This window comes from Massilia sp. AB1 (genome assembly GCF_018119385.1).
In the GTDB taxonomy this organism is placed as follows: Bacteria; Pseudomonadota; Gammaproteobacteria; order Burkholderiales; family Burkholderiaceae_D; genus Telluria.
Genome location: NZ_JAGKSG010000035.1, coordinates 31,954 through 49,622 on the forward strand (window position 1 = coordinate 31,954; position 17,669 = coordinate 49,622).

Sequence of the window (17,669 nt, forward strand, 5' to 3'; positions counted from 1 at the left end):
CGCATGCGGTCGCTTCCGCCCCAGCCTTTCCAATTCTTCCGGGGGCAGGCCGCGAACCAAATATCGAGGCTGCATGCACAACACGGCCACCATGCAATCCAGGGCTTCGGCGTCGCGATCGGCGGCGCTTCGGCCATCCTGATCCAGCGTCTGACCCGCCGCAGCGCGAAGCCCTGCTAGCGGGTCGCGCCCGCGCCATACCGGGCGCGGGCGGATGGTGTTTCAAGCCAGCGGGTCGATCGTGAACGCCGGCATGGCGGCCTTGTCGCGCGCGCAGGCCAGGAACTGGTCTGCGGTATTCAGGGCCTCGTTGATCGTCACGTCCATGTCCAGGTAGCGGTAGGTGCCCAGGCGGCCGACGAAGGTCACGTTGGTTTCCTGGCGCGCCAGGTTCACGTACAGCTCCAGCTGCTGCTTGTCGCGCGCCAAGCGGATCGGATAGTAGGGAATGTCCTTCTCCTCGCACTGGCGGCTGTATTCCTTGTAGCACACCGTGCCCTCGTGGCTTTCCCAGGGCGAGAAGTGCTTGTGCTCGGTGATCCGGGTATAGCGCTCGGCGTCGTCGCAATAGTTGACGACGGCGTTGCCCTGGTAGTCGCCCTTGTCGCGGAACATCTCGAAGTCCAGGGTGCGGTAGGGCAGACGGCCCTCCGCATGCTTGAACCAGGCGTCGATCGGGCCGCTGTAGAACACGTGGGCGTAGTCGCCCTTGGCATCCGGATTGAAGCGGGTGTTGAGGTGCACGGTGACGCCAGGCACGTCCAGGATGCGCTCGACCAGGGCGGTGTAGCCCTCGGCCGGCATGCCCTGGTACTTGTGGGCGAAATAGTTGTCGTCGTAGTTGAAGCGCACCGGCAGGCGCTTGAGGATGCTGGCCGGCAGCTGGTTCGGGTGCAGGCCCCACTGCTTCATGGTGTAGGTCTTGAAGAAGGCCTCGTACAGCTCGCGGCCGACGAAGCGCAGCGCCTGGTCTTCGAAGGTGGTCGGATTCTCGATGGTCTTGTCGCCCAGTTCGCGCAGGAATTCCTCGGCCTCGGCCGGACGCAGGGTCTTGCCGAAGAACTGGTTGATGGTCAGCAGGTTGATCGGCAGCGTATAGACCTTGCCGCCCGTGATGGCCTTGACGCGGTTCACGTAAGGCTTGAATTCGCTGAAGCGGTTGACGTATTCCCAGACCCGTTCGTTATCCGTGTGGAAGATGTGCGGGCCGTAAATGTGCACCATGACGCCGGTTTCGCTATCGCGTTCCGAATGGCAGTTGCCTGCGATGTGGCTGCGCGATTCAAAGACGTCCACGGTGTAGCCCGCGTGCGCGAGCTGATTCGCGATGACAGCCCCGGAGAAACCAGCGCCGACGATGGCGATGTGCTTGTTCATGTGTCGTTCCTATGGTGAATTTTCCGCTCTGTTTGATCGGCGGTGTTATTTGGAATGCATTGCAGGGGCAGTAAAAATGCTGCTAAAAATATATCATTGAAGGGGCAGTTCATATCGCACAATTGGCGCGTTCGTGGACGCTTGCAGGCGCTGCTATCATTCATGTTCTCTTAGGAATGCGAACCGACCATGTGTGTGAACTACCGCGCGCCGACGCCGGAGCAATTCGGCAGCATCGGCGCCTTCAGCGAACTGCCGGCCGACTGGCGCTGGCCCGATGAAATCTGGAAGGACTACCAGGCGCCGATCCTGCGCCTCGGCGCGCAAGGCCGTCCCGCGCCCGCGCTGGCCAGCTACGGCATGGTGCCGCGCCGGCATATCCCACCGGGCGTCAAGGTGTTCGATACGATGAACGCCCGCGCCGAGTCGCTGGGCGAAAAACGCTCCTTCGCGCCCGCGTGGCGGCGCCTGCAGTTCTGCGCGGTGCCGATGACCTGCTTCTATGAACCGTGCTACGAGAGCGGCCGCGCCGAGCGCTACGGCATCGGCATGGAGGACGACGCGCTGTTCCACGTGGCCGGATTGTGGCGCGAGTGGAGCGAGGCGGATGGCCGCATCGAGGCCTCGTTCACCCAGATCACCATCAACGCCGACGAGCATCCGCTGATGCGGCGCATGCACAAGCCGGACGACGAGAAGCGTTCGCTGGTGATCCTGCGGCCGGACGAAGTCGAAGACTGGATCGGGTGCCGCGACCTGGACACGGCGCGCAGCTTCCTGCGCCACTTCCCGGCCGAGCGCATGAAAGCCTGGTCCGCGCCGCGCACCGTGCGCAAGGTCGAAGAACCGTCCCCCAACGGTTCGCTGTTCTGAGGCCTCACAGTCCGGCGAGGCCGAGCGCCTTCGCGTGCAGGCGCAGGAAAGCGAGGTGGGCTTCGCGCGTGGCCGGGCCTTCGTAGGGCAGCAAGGTCCAGCGCTCGGAGGCGCGCATGGATTTGCCGGGCGCCAGCTTCACGAAGGGCGCATGCAGCGCCATCTCCAGCACACCCTGGACTTCCCGGGCCAGCTCCACCTGCCCGTGGTCGGGATGGATGGCGGTGCTGGAGTAGTGGCGAAACTGGATGATGAAAGCCTGGCCGCCGTGAAAAGCCGCCATCCAGCCGCTCGAGGGCTGGATCAGCAGCTTGCCCTTGCGCGCCGTGCCGGCGGGCGGTTCGAGCGCCATGAGGCCGTCGGCCAGTGTGAAAACCAGGCCATCGCCCGCTTCCTGCGTCGCGACGCGCACGTCGTCTTCGCTTGCCAGCGGCACGTAGACCCGGGTGTCGGGGCGCACGCGCGTGTTGAACCAGATGTCGCGCGCCACCGGCTTGTCGCGGCGGTTGGTGGCGCGCACGTCCAGCTGCAGGCTGTTCGGCTGGCCTTTCACCAGGGCGTAGCGCTTGCGCAGCTGGATCCCGGTCACCAGGCTGGGCGGGCTGTCCACCACCAGCTCGGCCGGCGTGCGCTGGACCAGGGCATAGGGTGCGAGGCTCAGGTAGGGATCGGGCGGCCATTGCGCGCGCGACCGTGCGCGCTCGGGATTGAGCGCCTGGTCGGTCCACCATTCCTTCTGCGGCCCGACCCAGACCTCGTGGCCGAGGTAGGGCACGTCGTTGCTGTAGGCACTGACGCTGACCGCGTCCGGATTGCCCGCGTGTTCGTCGGCCAGCAGGAAGTTCGGCTGGCCCGCCAGCGCAAAGGACAGCAGGCGTCCGCCGGCGACTTCGCAGGCCAGCACCGTGACGGCGCCGTTGTCCAGGCGGTGGGCGCGCAGCTGCGCGCCTGCGGGGTGGGCGAGGGCGAAGCAGCAGGCAAGCGCGAACGCGGCGCGGGGGAGGGACATGGAAATCCTTGGCGTGGTGTTTCGAGCATAGCAAACAAACAAGCCTGTGGCGTGGCTTGGGCGGATTTGCGACAGCTTTGTGACTTTCCCGGCTCTAGCTTGTGACAGCTGGTTATAATTCCGTCATCAAAACAGGGATCAGCGAGGAGACATGCCATGTCGGAAATGCAGTTCTCTAACAACTACCAGGACCTGAGCAATTCCTCCGGCGTCGACGCCGGATTCCAGTTCGAGTTCTACTGCGAGCGCTGCAGCGACCGCTGGCGCACCATGTTCCAGCCCTACCGCAGCGGCCAGGCCTCGGGCTGGTTGCAGAAGGGCGCCAGCATGTTCGGCGGACTGCTCGGCAACGCCAGTTCCGTACTGCACGGGATGGCGGAGGCGGGCTGGCACAGCGCCCGCGACCAGGCCTTCAAGGACGCGGTGGCCGCCGGCAAGGCCCACTTCAAGCGCTGCGGCAACTGCCACGACTACGTGTGCAGCCCCTGTTTCGACGGCGCCAGCGGCCTGTGCTTCGACTGCGCACCCAACGTCCAGGTGAAGATCACCCAGGCGCGCGCCCAGGGCGAAGTGCAAAGCGCGGCGGAACTGGCCTATGATGAGGGCAAGACGCGCGGCGGGCGCCACGATGTGCGGCAGGAGATGCAGCTGGTCTGTCCCCAGTGCCGCGCGGAGACCCACGGCGCCAAGTTCTGCCCCGAGTGCGGATGTAAAATGGGCCAGCAGGCGGCCTGCATCAGTTGCTCGGCCATGCTGCAGCCGGGGACGAAATTCTGTACGGAGTGCGGCGCGCGCCAGGGCTGAAGTGTCCGGCGTCCGCGCCGGTTTGGAGGACATGCGGTGAAGATGAAGTTTGGCCTGGTGCTGGCGGCGGCGCTCGCAAGTTCAGGCGCAGCGGCGAACGAAGGCAGTGTGCGCGCCGCCCTGGCGCACCTGGAACGCGTGCGGGCGACCGCCATCGAGGAAGGCGACGCCGAGACCTTGCTCCACCTGATGGACCGCAGCTACCTGCACGTGGACAGCCGCGGAAGGGTGCGCAGCAAGACCGAGCTCCTGACCCGGCTGGAACGCCAGCAGATGGACTTCCGCAGCTACGACCTCGATACGCCGGAGGTCAAGGTGCTGGAAGGCGGGGATGCCGCCGTCGTCACCGGCGCCTTCCGCTCGGCCATGCAGACGCCGGACGGACCGAAGCCCTTCCGGGGACGCTATGTGCGGGTGTGGGTGCGCCAGGCCGACGGCTGGAAGAACACCTTCCACCAGGTGACCGAGATCCGTCCTTAATCTTTGTCAGCGAGCCGGCCTTCGTCGTCGAACAGGCCGGCGCCATCCCAGCGCGGGAGCCCCGGCGGCGCGGATGCAGGCACCGCCTTGCCCGCATAGGCGGGACCGAAACCGGCGATCGCGCGCGGAAAGGCGCGGCAATAGCTGGCGGCGATGCCGGCCAGGTGGGCCAGCTGCCGGTAGGCGATCACATGGCCGGGCGGCAGCGCGTCGAGCACGCGGCGCACGCGTTCGCGCCAGTCCTCCGGCCAGGCCGGCAGTTGCGACCCGAGGGAAATCACACGATCGCCTGCCAGGATAGGTCCGCTCGTGAGAACGCGGGCCAGCACGCCACGCCGCGCGCCGACCAGGCGCGACAAGCCGGGACGGTGGCGGTCGAGACTGCCGCAGGCTTCGCACTGGAACATCAGGCGCAGCAGGACCTCGTCGCCGATGCGCAGCACCGTGCCCGAGGCCAGGCTCGAGGTATCGGCTTCCAGCAGCAGGTTCTCGCGCAGGGCCAGCGGCGGCAGGGCAAGATCGTTGTAGACCGGCGCGCCGGCCAGCAGCAGCTGGCGCGGCGAGACCGGGTCGGCATGCAGGTCGTGCTCCAGCCCGCGCCCGCCGAGGGCCAGGGCTTGCGGCACTGGCTCAGGCGCCGTGGCGGGCGTGCGCCGGACGGCAATCGCGATGAGCTGTCCCAGGTCTTCCAGCATCGGAGGGACCTGGGCGCGAATCACTTGGCGCTGTGCAGCTTGCGCGACGCGTCCAGGTACCTGGCGGCGTTGGGGACATTGGTCCACGCCGGCTTGACCGGATCGTTGGCGATGCCCAGGACGGCGTGCGCGACCATGCGGTTGATGCGCGCCATGTTGTCGTAGTCGATCTTGTCCCAGGTGTCGTCCTTGCCGTGGTAGTCCGGGAAGCCGAAGGCCACGGCCAGGGTGTGGGCCGGCACGCCGAGGTCGGCCAGCGACTGGTTGTCGCTGAAGGCGAAGTAGCGGTCGCTGTTGACCGGGTGCTTCCACAGGCGGATGCCGGTCTTGTCGCCGGCCTTGCGCAGCGCCTCGCTCACGGTCGAGTAGTCGAAGCCGGTGAGGGTGGCCGAGTTGACCTGCGGGCCTTCGCTGTCGTCGGTGCGTCCCAGCTGCTCCAGGTTGATGTTGGCGACCGTGTCCTTGACCGGGAATACCGGGTGGCGGCCGTAGTAGCGCGAACCCAGCATGCCCAGCTCCTCGCCGAACAGCGCGATGAAGGCGATGCTGCGCTTCGGGCGTTCCTTCTGGGCTGCGAGCGCCGAGGCGATCTCGATCACCGACACGGTGCCGCTGCCGTCGTCGTTGGCGCCGTTGTAGATCTCGCCGTTGCGGATACCGACGTGGTCGTAGTGGGCGGTCAGCAGGACATAGGTGTTCTTCAGCTGCGGATCGGAACCGCGCAGCAAGCCCACCACGTTGCGCAGCTTGACCGGACGCACTTCCGGCGCGCCGACCTTGGCCGCGACGGTGGCGCCGCCTTTTTCCAGCAGCGCGGCCGCCTCAGGCGCGTGCAGCACCACCACCGGCGCCGCGCCCTTGGCGGCCGGCTTTTCCGGATCGATCAGCCAGCCGCCCGGCGCGCCGTGGCGGCGCTCGCGGTCGACCATCACCACCAGGGCCGGTTTGCTCTTGAGCTTGCTCTGCAGGATGCCTGCCGCGCCGGGGACGGGCGCCGCCGGCACCACCAGCACCTTGCCGTTGGCCGCGCCCGTATCTTCCAGCGCCGCCTTCCATTCCATGAAGACGGCCGGGGTCGCCGCCAGGGCGAGCGGATCGAGGAAACCGGCGGTGGCGCCGCCGGCCGGCACGCTGATCGCGTTGCCGCCCGCGTTCACGGTAAAGGCGAAGTCCGTATCCTTGCGCTGGGCGTATTGCCAGTTCGCGGTCTGGAAGTAGCCGTCGTCGCCGGCCGGCTCCAGGCCGGCGCGGCGGAACTGGGCGGCGATGTACTCGCTGGCCAGGTCGAGGCCGCGCGAGGGTGTGCCGCGGCCTTCCAGCAGGTCCGAGGACAGGTAGGACAGGTGGCCGCGCAGGGAATCGGGCGAGATGCGGCTCGAGACGGCGTCGAGCGGAGCCTGGGCCAGCGCTGCGGTGGACAGCAAGGCAAGGCTGAGGGCGGTGGCAAGGTGGCGCATGCGGTCGTGCTCTCTGAATAGTAAGAATGGCAATATCGCACGGGAGTATTCTCCCGGTCAACACAGTGAATCCGTCCAGTATGTACGTCTCGACGCGCATTTCGGTCGATCGCGAATCCGGTTGGCGGCATCCGCAACCCGCTTCGTCGCACCCGGCTTGGCCCGGCGGCGGCGCTTGGGCACGATGCCTGCACTTGTTGCTATCCGGATAAAATGATGAACATGTCCACCGCCATCGCCTCCATCTCCGCACCGACCCCGCGCCCGCGCCTGATGCGCCTGCTCGAAGACATGCGCCTCGCCCTGGTCATGAGCGTGCTCGCCGCCGTCGTCATCACGCTGGTGGTCGGCAAGCCGGAAATCCTGTACGAGCAGCTGGTGTTCTCCGTGTGCATCGGCATGCTGGCCTTCGGCATCGTCGACGGCGCGCGCCTGCTGTGGTGGGACCTGCCCGAGTGGAGCGCACGCCAGTGGCTGCCCTTCCTCGGCGTGATGGTGCTGGCCGCGCCGGTGGCCCATTACACCGGCATGCGGGTCGGCTTCGCGATCATGGGCTACAAGATGCCCATCCTGGCCGACTATCCGACGGCCGGCCGGGTGAGCATGATCGTCCTGACCTTCGGCGTGATCAGCGCGATGGTGCTGCTGGTGCGCCATCGCGACCGCCTGCGCCGCATCCGCCAGGAGCATGCCGACGCCCGCCTGCGGACCGAGGTCATCGAGCGCCAGGCGCTCCAGGCCCAGCTGCGCCTGCTGCAGGCCCAGATCGAGCCGCACATGCTGTTCAACACCCTCGCCAACCTGCAGGGCCTGATCGCCCTCGATCCGGACCGCGCCGGCCGCATGCTCGACCAGCTGATCCAGTACCTGCGCGCCACCCTGAGCGCCACCCGCAGCGAGAGCACCACCCTGGCCCAGGAATTCGCGGCCATGGAGGCCTACCTGGGCCTGATGGGGGTGCGCATGGGCGAACGCCTGGCAAGCCGCCTGAGCCTGCCCGAGGAGCTGCGCGGCGTGCGCCTGCCGCCGATGCTGCTGCAGCCGCTGGTGGAAAACGCCATCATCCACGGCCTGGAGCCGAAGATCGAGGGCGGCGAAGTGGCGATCGCCGCCGAAGCGCGCGACGGGCTGCTGGAGATCACGGTGCGCGACACCGGCCTCGGGCTGCAGGACAAGCCGGAGAGCCGCGGCGGGGGGGTGGGCGTAGCCACCACCCGCGAGCGCCTGCAGGCGATCTACGGCGAGCGCGCCGCCATCGTGCTCGCGCGAAATCAGCCGCAGGGCGCCATCGTACGACTGACCTTACCACTGGAGACCACAGCATGACCCGTGCACTGATTGCCGAAGACGAACCGATCCTCGCCGCCGTCCTGGCCAAGACCCTGCAGCGCCTCTGGCCGGAGCTGGAGATCGTCGCCACCGCCCCGAACGGGGTGGCGGCCGTCGAGCAGGCGCTGGCGCTGCGTCCCGAGGTGCTCTTCCTCGACATCAAGATGCCGGGCCAGACCGGCCTGGAAGCGGCCGAGGAACTGGCCGAGCGCTGGGAAGGCCCGGCGCCTTTCCCGCAGGTGGTGTTCGTGACCGCCTACGACGAATTCGCCGTGCAGGCCTTCGAGCGGGCCGCCGCCGACTATGTGCTCAAGCCGGTGAGCGAAGAGCGCCTGGCCCGCACCGTGGAGCGCCTGCGCGGGCGGCTGGAGGCGCCCGTGGAAGCGCAGCACGAGGATACCGCCCTGGCCCAGCTGGTAGGGCAGCTCCAGGCCCTGCTGCCGCAGGTGGCTGTCCCCGAGCGCCTGACCATGATCCGCGCCGCCGTCGGCAGCATGGTGCGCATGATCCCGGTGTCCGAGGTGGTGCTGTTCCAGGCGGTCGACAAGTACGTGAACGTGGCCACGGCCGACAGTGAAGCCCTGATCCGCCTGCCGCTCAAGGACTTATTGCCCCAGCTCGACCCGCAGGAGTTCCAGCAGATCAACCGCGGCACGGTGGTCAATATGCGCTGCGTGGCCAGCGCCGGGCGCGACACCATGGGCAAGGTGGTGCTCAACCTGCGTAACCGGCCGGAAAAGCCGCGCGTCAGCCCGGTGTTCGCGCACCTGTTCCGCCAGATGTGAGTGCAGTCTAGGCTACGCCCGCCGGATGGCCGTAGCGCCGTTCGAACTGGGCTGCCGGCATCGGCTGGCCCAGCAGATATCCCTGCAGCGCGTCGCACCCGCAGGTGTTGAGGAAACGCCGCTGCGCGTCTAGTTCCACGCCCTCGGCCACGATGTCCAGGTCCAGCTTGCGCGCCAGGGTGACGATCGCCTCGACGATGGCGGCCGCGCTGCGGTCGGTGTGGGCGTCGTGCACGAAGGAGCGGTCGATCTTGAGCGCGGTCAGGGGAAAGCGGCGCAGGTAGGCCAGCGATGAATAGCCGGTGCCGAAATCGTCGAGCGCGAACTGCACGCCCAGCCGGCGCAGGCGGTACATGCGCTCGATCAGCTCGGGCAGGTTTTCGGCGAACACGCTTTCGGTGATCTCGAGCGTCAGGCAATGGGGCGGCGCACCGGTGTGGGCCAGCACCTCGGCCACGGTATCGGGGAAAGTCGGATCGCGCATCTGGTGCACGCTCACGTTGACGGCCAGCTTGAGTCCCTTGAGGGCCGGGTTGTGGCGCCAGCGCGCCAGCAGCCGGCAGCTCTGTTCCAGCACGTGGCGTCCGAGCGGCGCGATCAGGCCCGAAGCCTCGGCCAGGCCAATGAACTCGCCGGGCGGGACCATGCCCAGCGCGCCCCGGTCCCAGCGCAGCAGCGCCTCGGCGCCGTTCAGCAGGCCGTCGCGCCCGAACTGCGGCTGGCAGTACAGCACGAATTCCTGCTCGGCCAGTCCGGTGCGCAGGCTGCTTTCCAGGGCTGCCTGGCGGTCGGCGGCGAACTGCATGCTGGCCTCGAAGAAGCAGGCGGTGTTGCGGCCTTCCGCCTTGGCGCGGTACATGGCGAGGTCGGCCTGCTTGAGCAAGGTGTCGATGTCGGTGGGCGCGCCGTCGAACAGGGTGATGCCGATGCTGGGCGAGGTCGAGGCCGTATGCGGGCCCAGCTCGAAGGGCTGGCCCAAGGCGTGCAGGATCTTGGTCGCGACGCCCTTGGTCTCGGCGGCCGCTTCGTCCGGACAGAGCCCCAGGTCTTCCAGCACCACCACGAATTCGTCTCCGCCCAGCCGCGACAGGTGGTCGCTGGCGCGCAGGGTGGTGCGCAGGCGGGCGGCGACCTGCTTGAGCAGCTCGTCGCCGACATCGTGGCCCAGGGTGTCGTTGAGCAGCTTGAAGTTGTCGAGGTCGATGAACAGCAGGGCGGCGTATTCGTCGAGGCGGCGCGCGCGCGCCAGGCTGGCGCCGAGCTGCTCCATCAGGTAGCGGCGATTGGACAGGCCGGTGAGCGGGTCGAAGTAGGCCAGCTCGTAGATGCGCTGCTCGTTCTCCTTGCGCTCGGTCAGGTCGGTATTGGTGCCGGACATGCGCAGCGGCCTGCCGTCGGGGTCGCGCGAGACGTAGCCGCGCGACAGGACGGGCAGGTAGTGGCCATCCTGGTGGCGCATGCGGAACTCGATGCTGTAGCTGTCGCGCGGCTCGGCCAGCAGCTGGCGGACAAAGGCGCGGACCCGTGGCTCGTCGTCGGGATGGATCAGGCGCATGGCCGTTTCCGGCTCGGTCGGCATGGCGCCAGGCGCGTAGCCGAGCACATCCCACCAGCGCTCGGAGTAATAGACTTCTCCCGTGCGCAGGTTCCAGTCCCAGGACGCGTCGGTGGAGCCGCGCAGGACCAGCTCCAGCCTTTCCTCGGATTTCTGCGCCTTGCGCTGGGCGCGCTTGAGGGCGGTGCAGTCGGTAAAGCAGACGACCACCCGCTCGAGTGTGCCGTGCGGGTCGCGTTCCGGGTAGGCATTGCAGATCATCCAGCGGATGATTCCCCGTCCCTCGCGGCGCAAGCCCACCACATAATGCGACAGGGGCTTGCCGGTTCTCAACACCTGGTTGACGGGATAGTCGGATTCGGGCATCGGCGAACCGTCGTCCTGCACGAAGCTCCAGTGACTGGGGTCGGATTCGGTGCCGATCAGCGCGGCCACGCTGCGGTCGAGCAGGCGGCTGGCCAGGCGGTTGGCGGACAGGATGCGGCCGTCCTTGTCGTGGACGACCACGCCGGCGGGCAAGTGTTCGAGCAGTTCGTCCAAGCGTTGCTGGACGTCAGGAGGCAAACGGGACAGCATGGTGTTCCGCCAGTCATCTAGTCGCACGGAGTTTCATACTAACAGTGACGGGTCAGCCGCGGCGCAACCTTGGCGCGGCGCACTCTTTCGGGACGCTCAGGCCGCCATCGGCAGGCTCGGGGCTTCCGAGCGGGCGCGGTACCAGCAGTCGAACATGTCCTCGAACACGTCGAACAATTCATTGACCAGCCCGACCGCGGTCTCGAACTCGCCGATGCGCAGCAGGTAGCCGCTGCCTTCCACGCCGTCCTGTTCCACGCCTTCCTGGTCCTTGGCGTGGTTCGCCTCCGCATGCTGGTGCACCTTGCCGAAGTAGTCGAGCCGGTCGGAAAGGCCGAGTTCCCCGACCAGGCGGTACATGGGCTCGTTGAAGCAGGCGAAGGTCGCTTCCAGCGCCTCGATGATGGCCATGCGCAGGAAGGGCGTGCGGTGGGTCTTGGCCAGGAAGATGCCGTGATAGACCACCTCGCGGGTGGCGCGGTGCTCCGGCCCCCAGACTTCGGTGAAGGCCTGGGCCGGCGGCACGCCCAGCAGGCGGCGGCCGTGGTCGATGCGCGCCAGGTCTTCCAGGTACCACTGCCAGTGGAAGGAGTCCTCGTCGCAATGCTGGTGCACGCTTTGCTGCAGCGGGGAATTGTCGTGCTCGTCGCGCAGGGCGGCCAGAATGTCCTTGAAGCCCATGGTGAAGAACATCATCGCGGGGACGAAGGAGAGGCGCTGGTAAGGAGCGACGGCGGCGTCGCCGATGTAGGTGCACAGGGCCGACTGGCGCAGCTGCGCCTGGCGCGCTTCGATGACGGAGTTGAGGATGTCCATGGTGTCCTGGTGATGTGGTTGCACGAGTGTTCGGTGCGGCCTGCCCGGCGCCGGATTGCTGTGTGCACTGGCGTCGGCAGGCTGGCAGGGCGTAGTCTAGTCAGGCCGGGCACGGATTTCTTCCCCCACGGACGGGGGGAATGGGACTCCTGCAGCGCGGCCCCGCATGCATATTCGACCGGCGCGGCGGCGATGGGAATGGGGGCGGGGATTTGGTAAACTCCATGGTTTTCCCGATACAGGTTTTCCCATGGAGCGCTCCGTCGAGCTCCGCGCGTGTGCGCTGCAATGTCTGCTTGAAACCGATCCCGCCGCCAAGGCCGCGGGCGTGGCCGCGCTGGCGCAGGCGCACGCGGAGGGCCGGCTGCAGGTCGACCCGCAAGCCGTCCTGGATGCGCAGGGCCCGATCCCGGGCCGGCCGGTGCGGCCCGAACTGGTGCCGCCGCGCCTGGTGGGCCGGCGTTCGATGGCCACCGTCGAAGGGCGGGCCATGCTGGTGCATGCGCTGGCCCACATCGAATTCAACGCCATCAACCTGGCCCTGGACGCCATCTGGCGCTTTGCCGGCATGCCGCCGGCCTACTACACCGACTGGCTGCGCGTGGCCCACGAGGAATCCCTGCATTTCATGATGCTCGGCAGCCACCTGTCCACGCTCGGCTACCAGTACGGCGATTTCACGGGCCACGACAGCCTGTGGGAGATGGTCGCCAAGACCAGCGGCGACCTGCTGGCGCGCATGGCGCTGGTGCCGCGCACGATGGAGGCGCGCGGCCTGGACGCGATTCCGCCGCTGCGCGCCAAGCTGGCCCAGGCCGGCGACCCGGCGGCGGCGGCGATCCTGGACCGCCTGCTGGCGGACGAAGTCGGCCACGTGGAGATCGGCAACCGCTGGTACTTCCACCTGTGCGCGCAGCGCGGCCTGGATCCGTTGCCGACCTACGACGAGCTGACCGCGCGCTACAAGGCGCCGGTCCTGAAGGGCCCCTTCAACGTGGAGGCGCGCCGCCAGGCGGGCTTCACCGACGCGGAACTGCAGCGCTACCTGTGATGGACGCGTTCGACGAGACCACGAGCGGGCAGGGCTTCCTGCTGACCCGCCACTGGCGCGACCTGGAGTCGGGCTGCGAAGTCGAGTTCTGGCTCGCCACCGACGACGGGCCGCGCCGGGTGCGCCTGCCGGCGCAGACGCCGGTGGCCTTCGTGCCCGCGGAGCTGGGCGACAGCGTGCGCCAGCTGCTGGAGCGCGAGAGAGGCTGGGAGCTGCGCCCGCTGGCGCTGACGGATTTTCATCACCGCCCAGTGCTGGGCTTGTACTGCCGCCAGTACCGCCAGCTGCTGCGCCTGGAAAAGCGGCTGCGCGAGCACGGCATCGGCATGTACGAGGCCGACGTGCGGCCGCCGGAGCGCTACCTGATGGAGCGTTTCATCACGGCGCCGGTGGCTTTCGTCGGGCATGCCGGCGAAGGGCCGCTGGTGCTGGACGGCCAGCTCAAGCCGGCGCCCGGCTATCGTCCCGCGCTGCGCACCGTTTCGCTCGACATCGAGACCACCTTCCAGGGCGACCTGTACTCGATCGCGCTGGAAGGCTGCGGCCAGCGCCAGGTCTACATGCTCGGTCCCGAGAACGGCGACGCATCCGGGATCGACTTCGCGCTCGAATACTGCGCCACCCGCCCGGAACTGCTGGAGCGCCTGGAAGCCTGGTTCGCGCGCCACGATCCGGACGCGGTGATCGGCTGGAACGTGGTCCAGTTCGACTTGCGCGTGCTGCAGAAGCACGCCGACCGCTACAATCGTCCGCTCAGGCTCGGTCGCGGCGGCGCCGCCCTCGAATGGCGCGAAGACCGCGGCGGCCAGGAACACTGGTTCGTCGGCATCGCCGGACGCCTGGTGATCGACGGCATCGAGGCGCTGCGCTCGGCCACCTGGAGCTTCCCGTCCTTCAGCCTGGAAAGCGTGGCCCAGTCGCTGCTGGGCGAGGGCAAGGCCATCGACAATCCCTTCGACCGGATGGCGGAGATCGACCGCATGTTCGCCGAGGACAAGCCGCAGCTGGCGCGCTACAACCTGAAGGACTGCGAGCTGGTGACCCGCATCTTCGACAAGACCGGGGTCATGGCCTTCCTGCTGGAGCGCGCCAGCGTGACCGGTCTGGCGGCCGACCGCAGCGGCGGCTCGGTGGCGGCCTTCGAGCACCTGTACATGCCGGTGATGCACCGCCAGGGACATGTGGCGCCGAATATCGGCGACGTGCCGGGCGCCGACAGCCCGGGCGGCTTCGTGATGGATTCGCGCTCCGGCCTGTACGACTCGGTGCTGGTGCTCGACTACAAAAGCCTGTATCCATCGATCATCCGCACCTTCCTGATCGATCCCGTCGGGCTGGTCGAGGGCCTGCGCGAGCCGGAAGAGGCCACCGTGCCGGGCTTTCGCGGCGGGCGCTTCTCGCGCACCAGGCACTGCCTGCCGGGCATCGTGACCCAGATCTGGGCCGGGCGCGAAGCGGCCAAGCGCGAGCGCAACGCGCCGCTGTCGCAGGCCCTGAAGATCATCATGAACGCCTTCTACGGCGTGCTGGGAACCACCGGCTGCCGCTTCTTCGATCCGCGCCTGGCCTCGTCGATCACGATGCGCGGGCACGCGATCATGCACCGCACGCGGGCGCTGATCGAGGAGCAGGGCTACCAGGTGATCTACGGCGATACCGATTCCACCTTCGTGTGGCTCGGGCGGGCGCAGGCCGATGCCGAGGCCGAGCGCATCGGGCGCGCCCTGGTGGACCATGTCAACGGCTGGTGGCGCAAGCACCTGCGCGAGGAGCTGGGCCTGGAAAGCGCGCTGGAGCTGGAATACGACGTGCACTTCCGGCGCTTCCTGATGCCGACCGTGCGCGGCTCGGACGAGGGCAGCAAGAAGCGCTACGCCGGCCTGGTGACGGGTGCGGACGGCGGCGACGAGATGGTCTACCGCGGCCTGGAGACGGTGCGTACGGACTGGACGCCGCTGGCCCAGCAGTTCCAGCAGGGCCTGTACGAACGCATCTTCAAGAACCAGCCCTTCGAGGACTATGTGCGCGGCTACGTGGCGGCCACCCTGCGCGGCGAGCACGACGCGTTGCTGGTCTACCGCAAGCGCCTGCGCCGTCCGCTCGAGGAATACCAGCGCAACGTGCCGCCGCACGTGCGCGCCGCGCGCATGGCCGACGAACACCATCTGCGCAACGGCCGGCCGGCGATCTACCGCCGGGGCGGCTGGATCCGCTACGTGATGACCACCGCTGGGCCCGAGCCGCTGGAAACCCTGCATTCGCCGATCGACTACGAGCACTACCTCACGCGCCAGCTGGAACCGGTGGCCGACGCCATCCTGCCTTTCCTGGGCGAGCGCTTCGATCGCCTGACCAGCCGCCAGGGCGCCTTGTTCTAAAACATGTTGATCCGACATCTGGCTCTGTGGCTGCTGTGACAATTCGTGGTTTTTTGGGAACGTTTGCTGCCGAGTTTATGCGGGATTTGATGCCGTATTGACCCAAGCAAACGCTTCACGTCTAGAATGCTTTCCGTACGGCATCACGGCATCCCGTTTCTTACCACGGCATTACTTCATCGGAAAACGCAATGAAATCGGTTCAACAAGAAGTCGACGAGCGCAGCAACCTCACCGGGACCAACAAGTTCGAGCTGCTGCTGTTCCGCCTCGGCGGCGACGAGAACGGCAATCACAGCGAGCTGTTCGGCATCAACGTCTTCAAGATCCGCGAGATCGTCGCCATGCCTTCGATCACCTCGGTGGCCGGTTCGCCCCCGCACGTGCTGGGCGTGGTCAACCTGCGCGGCCAGATCATCCAGGTGCTGGACCTGCCGGCAATCGCGGGCGTCACGCCGAAGACCGGCCTGAACATCATGCTGGTGACCGAATTCGCCCGCACCACCCAGGCCTTCGCGGTCGAGAGCGTGGAAGAGATCGTGCGCCTGGACTGGAACCAGGTGATGTCGGCCGAGCACAGCGCCGGCAGCGGCATGGTGACCAGCATCGCACGCCTCGATACGGTGGGCGGCGAGCCTGGGCGCCTGGCCCAGGTGCTCGACGTCGAGACCATCCTGCGCAAGCTGAACCCGGACCAGGAGCCGGAAAACATCCAGCAGGCGGTCGGCGACAAGATCCAGATCAAGCCGGGCTGCGTGATCCTGGCGGCGGACGACTCGGTGGTCGCACGCGCCCTGATCGAGCAGGGCCTGGACGCGATGGGCCTGCCTTTCGTGATGACCAAGAGCGGCAAGGAAGCCTGGGACCATCTGAACGCCATCGCCAGCGCGGCCGAGGCCGAGGGACGCACGGTGTACGACCGCGTGGCCATGGTGCTGACCGACCTCGAGATGCCCGAGATGGACGGCTTCACCCTGTGCCGCAACATCAAGTCGACCAACCGCTTCAGCAACATGCCGGTGGTGATCCACTCCTCGCTGTCCGGCACCACCAACGAAGAACACGTGAAGAACGTGCGCGCCGACGCCTACGTGGCCAAGTTCTCGGCCGAAGACCTGTCGCGCACCCTGCGCAAGGTGCTGCACGGCTGATGCATGCCCGGGTGGCGGCAGTGCTATGATGCCGCCACCCGCCTTTCCAGCGCGGGTTTGCTGGAGTACCTTTGAAGGAAACCCATCCACCGGCGCCCGCCAGGCGCGAGGGCGGCGCGCTGCCCGACCTGCCCCAGCTCGAGATCCTCGAGAGCCTGCTGCGCGAGCGCAGCCTGACCCGTACCGCCGAGCTGCTCGGCATGACCCAGCCGACCATCAGCCGGGTGCTGGCGCGCCTGCGCCTGCACTTCGCCGACCCCCTGTTCGTGCGCTCCGGCCAGAGCATGCAGCCGACCGCGCGCGCGCTCGAACTGGCCGAGCCGGTGAGCGCGCTGCTGGCCGCCGCGCGCCGCCTGCAGGAGGGCTCGGCGGCCTTCGACCCGCTCACCGCGCGCCGTTCCTTCGGCCTGTACATGGTGGACGGCGCCATCGTGCACGTGCTGCCGCGCTTGCTGGAGGCGCTGCGCCACCAGGCCCCCGGCATCCTGCTGCGCACCCTCCACGGCGACCCGCTGGCGCTCGACGCGCGCATCGAGCGCGGCGAGATCGACCTGCTGATCGGGCGCTTTCCCCACCTGGTCAGCAATATGCGCCAGCGCCTGCTGTGGGGCGACGACCATGCCGTGCTTATGCGGCCCGACCACCCCTGCGCCGGCGGCCTGGACCGCGAGACCTACCTCGCCCAGCGCCACGTATTGATCAGCATCTTCCACACCAGCCACCACGACGTCGAGGTGACCCGCACCCTGGAGACGCTGCTGCCGCCGGATAAGGTGCTGTGCCACGTGCCGGGCTTCACCGCCGCCGCCCACCTGGTGCTGCACACCGATGCGCTGGCGACCATCCCGCGCCGCCTGGCCAATGACCTGGCGCAGGACCTCGGCCTGGTCCTGGCCGAGGTGCCGATCGCGCTGGCGCCGCTGCAGCTGGCAATGTATTGGCACGAGCTCCAGCACCGCGATCCGGGCAACCGCTGGCTGCGCGAATTCGTGCGCACGACGCTGCTGGGGCCGGACGCTCCCTGAGTCCCGGACCCGGAGGTCATGCACTTCGCGCATGACCTGCATGCGGCCGCCGGCATGGCCTTCGTGAGCTCGGGCAACTATGCTTCGGGAAACGAACGGTTTCACGGAGGCCAGCATGTCCGACCATCTTTTCACTTCCTCCGCGCCGGCGCGCGCCGCCGCCGCGATGCTTCCGCTGCTGCTGGCGGGCTGCATGTCCTTCGGGCCGCAGGGCGAACGCGCCCAGCTGCGCGATGCGGCCGGCGTGCCTTCCGGGCGCGCCATCGCGGCCCTGGCGGCGCCCGAGGCGGCATGGCCGGCCCAGGACT

Annotated in this window: 15 protein-coding genes and 1 pseudogene; 10 read left to right on the forward strand and 6 right to left on the reverse strand. The window is 67.9% G+C overall.

Features of this window, described 5'->3' with window-relative positions; translation table 11 throughout:
• Positions 1-222: 222 nt before the first annotated feature.
• Entirely contained in the window at positions 223-1,377 is a 1,155-nt protein-coding gene (gene glf / locus J8847_RS18065; protein WP_211526096.1) for a UDP-galactopyranose mutase, read from the reverse strand.
• A 189-nt stretch (positions 1,378-1,566) separates the two neighbouring features.
• On the opposite strand from glf, the gene J8847_RS18070 reads away from it, so the two are divergent.
• Positions 1,567-2,250, forward strand: a complete 684-nt coding sequence (locus J8847_RS18070) for an SOS response-associated peptidase (protein ID WP_211526097.1) — start codon at positions 1,567-1,569, stop codon at positions 2,248-2,250.
• 4 nt (positions 2,251-2,254) lie between these two features.
• Here the strand turns inward: J8847_RS18070 and J8847_RS18075 are convergent, their stop codons facing one another.
• Positions 2,255-3,259, reverse strand: a complete 1,005-nt coding sequence (locus tag J8847_RS18075; protein WP_211526098.1) for a DUF4380 domain-containing protein — start codon at positions 3,257-3,259, stop codon at positions 2,255-2,257.
• A gap of 156 nt (positions 3,260-3,415) precedes the next feature.
• Between J8847_RS18075 and J8847_RS18080 the strand changes: the two genes are divergently transcribed.
• Together J8847_RS18080 and J8847_RS18085 are read left to right on the forward strand one after the other, a co-directional pair.
• On the forward strand, positions 3,416-4,063 hold the full coding sequence (locus J8847_RS18080) for a zinc ribbon domain-containing protein (RefSeq protein ID WP_211526099.1): 648 nt from the start codon (positions 3,416-3,418) through the stop codon (positions 4,061-4,063).
• Positions 4,064-4,105: 42 nt separating this feature from the next.
• Positions 4,106-4,543: a nuclear transport factor 2 family protein gene (locus J8847_RS18085; protein WP_229429966.1), complete on the forward strand. Its 438-nt coding sequence runs from the start codon at positions 4,106-4,108 to the stop codon at positions 4,541-4,543.
• Here J8847_RS18085 and J8847_RS18090 read toward each other — a convergent pair.
• Positions 4,540-5,238, reverse strand: coding sequence for an MOSC domain-containing protein (locus tag J8847_RS18090; protein ID WP_211526101.1), 699 nt, complete (start codon positions 5,236-5,238; stop codon positions 4,540-4,542). The two genes, J8847_RS18085 and J8847_RS18090, sit on opposite strands and share 4 nt — an antisense overlap.
• Before the next feature lie 20 nt (positions 5,239-5,258).
• On the reverse strand, positions 5,259-6,695 hold the full coding sequence (locus tag J8847_RS18095) for a M28 family metallopeptidase (RefSeq protein ID WP_211526102.1): 1,437 nt from the start codon (positions 6,693-6,695) through the stop codon (positions 5,259-5,261).
• A 216-nt stretch (positions 6,696-6,911) separates the two neighbouring features.
• Here J8847_RS18095 and J8847_RS18100 point away from each other — a divergent pair, with 216 nt between their 5' ends.
• Both J8847_RS18100 and J8847_RS18105 read left to right on the forward strand, forming a co-directional pair.
• Positions 6,912-8,021 carry a sensor histidine kinase gene (locus J8847_RS18100; RefSeq protein WP_229512993.1) on the forward strand — a complete coding sequence of 370 codons (1,110 nt, stop codon included), beginning with the start codon at positions 6,912-6,914 and terminating at the stop codon, positions 8,019-8,021.
• Positions 8,018-8,809: a LytTR family DNA-binding domain-containing protein gene (locus J8847_RS18105; RefSeq protein ID WP_211526103.1), complete on the forward strand. Its 792-nt coding sequence runs from the start codon at positions 8,018-8,020 to the stop codon at positions 8,807-8,809. Before J8847_RS18100 ends, J8847_RS18105 begins: the two co-directional genes overlap by 4 nt.
• A 7-nt stretch (positions 8,810-8,816) precedes the next feature.
• On the opposite strand, the gene J8847_RS18110 is transcribed toward J8847_RS18105, so the two are convergent.
• The gene (locus tag J8847_RS18110) at positions 8,817-10,904 is read right to left on the reverse strand and encodes a GGDEF and EAL domain-containing protein (protein ID WP_229512995.1); all 2,088 of its coding nucleotides are present in this window, start codon (positions 10,902-10,904) and stop codon (positions 8,817-8,819) included.
• Positions 10,905-11,036: 132 nt separating this feature from the next.
• A complete protein-coding gene (locus J8847_RS18115) occupies positions 11,037-11,756 on the reverse strand; it encodes a hypothetical protein (protein WP_211526105.1) in 720 nt (239 codons plus the stop codon).
• 250 nt (positions 11,757-12,006) lie between these two features.
• Between J8847_RS18115 and J8847_RS18120 the strand changes: the two genes are divergently transcribed.
• The 5 genes and pseudogenes from J8847_RS18120 to J8847_RS18140 form a co-directional block, all read left to right on the forward strand.
• Entirely contained in the window at positions 12,007-12,807 is an 801-nt protein-coding gene (locus J8847_RS18120; protein WP_211526106.1) for a ferritin-like domain-containing protein, read from the forward strand.
• Positions 12,807-15,185 carry a DNA polymerase II gene (locus tag J8847_RS18125; RefSeq protein WP_211526107.1) on the forward strand — a complete coding sequence of 793 codons (2,379 nt, stop codon included), beginning with the start codon at positions 12,807-12,809 and terminating at the stop codon, positions 15,183-15,185. The genes J8847_RS18120 and J8847_RS18125 overlap by 1 nt, the downstream gene beginning before the upstream one ends.
• A gap of 191 nt (positions 15,186-15,376) precedes the next feature.
• Positions 15,377-16,336, forward strand: a complete 960-nt coding sequence (locus J8847_RS18130; RefSeq protein WP_211526108.1) for a chemotaxis protein — start codon at positions 15,377-15,379, stop codon at positions 16,334-16,336.
• 71 nt (positions 16,337-16,407) lie between these two features.
• Positions 16,408-17,361, forward strand: a complete 954-nt coding sequence (locus tag J8847_RS18135; RefSeq protein ID WP_229512997.1) for a LysR family transcriptional regulator — start codon at positions 16,408-16,410, stop codon at positions 17,359-17,361.
• A gap of 115 nt (positions 17,362-17,476) precedes the next feature.
• A pseudogene (locus J8847_RS18140) lies at positions 17,477-17,669 on the forward strand (hypothetical protein); the annotation flags it as partial.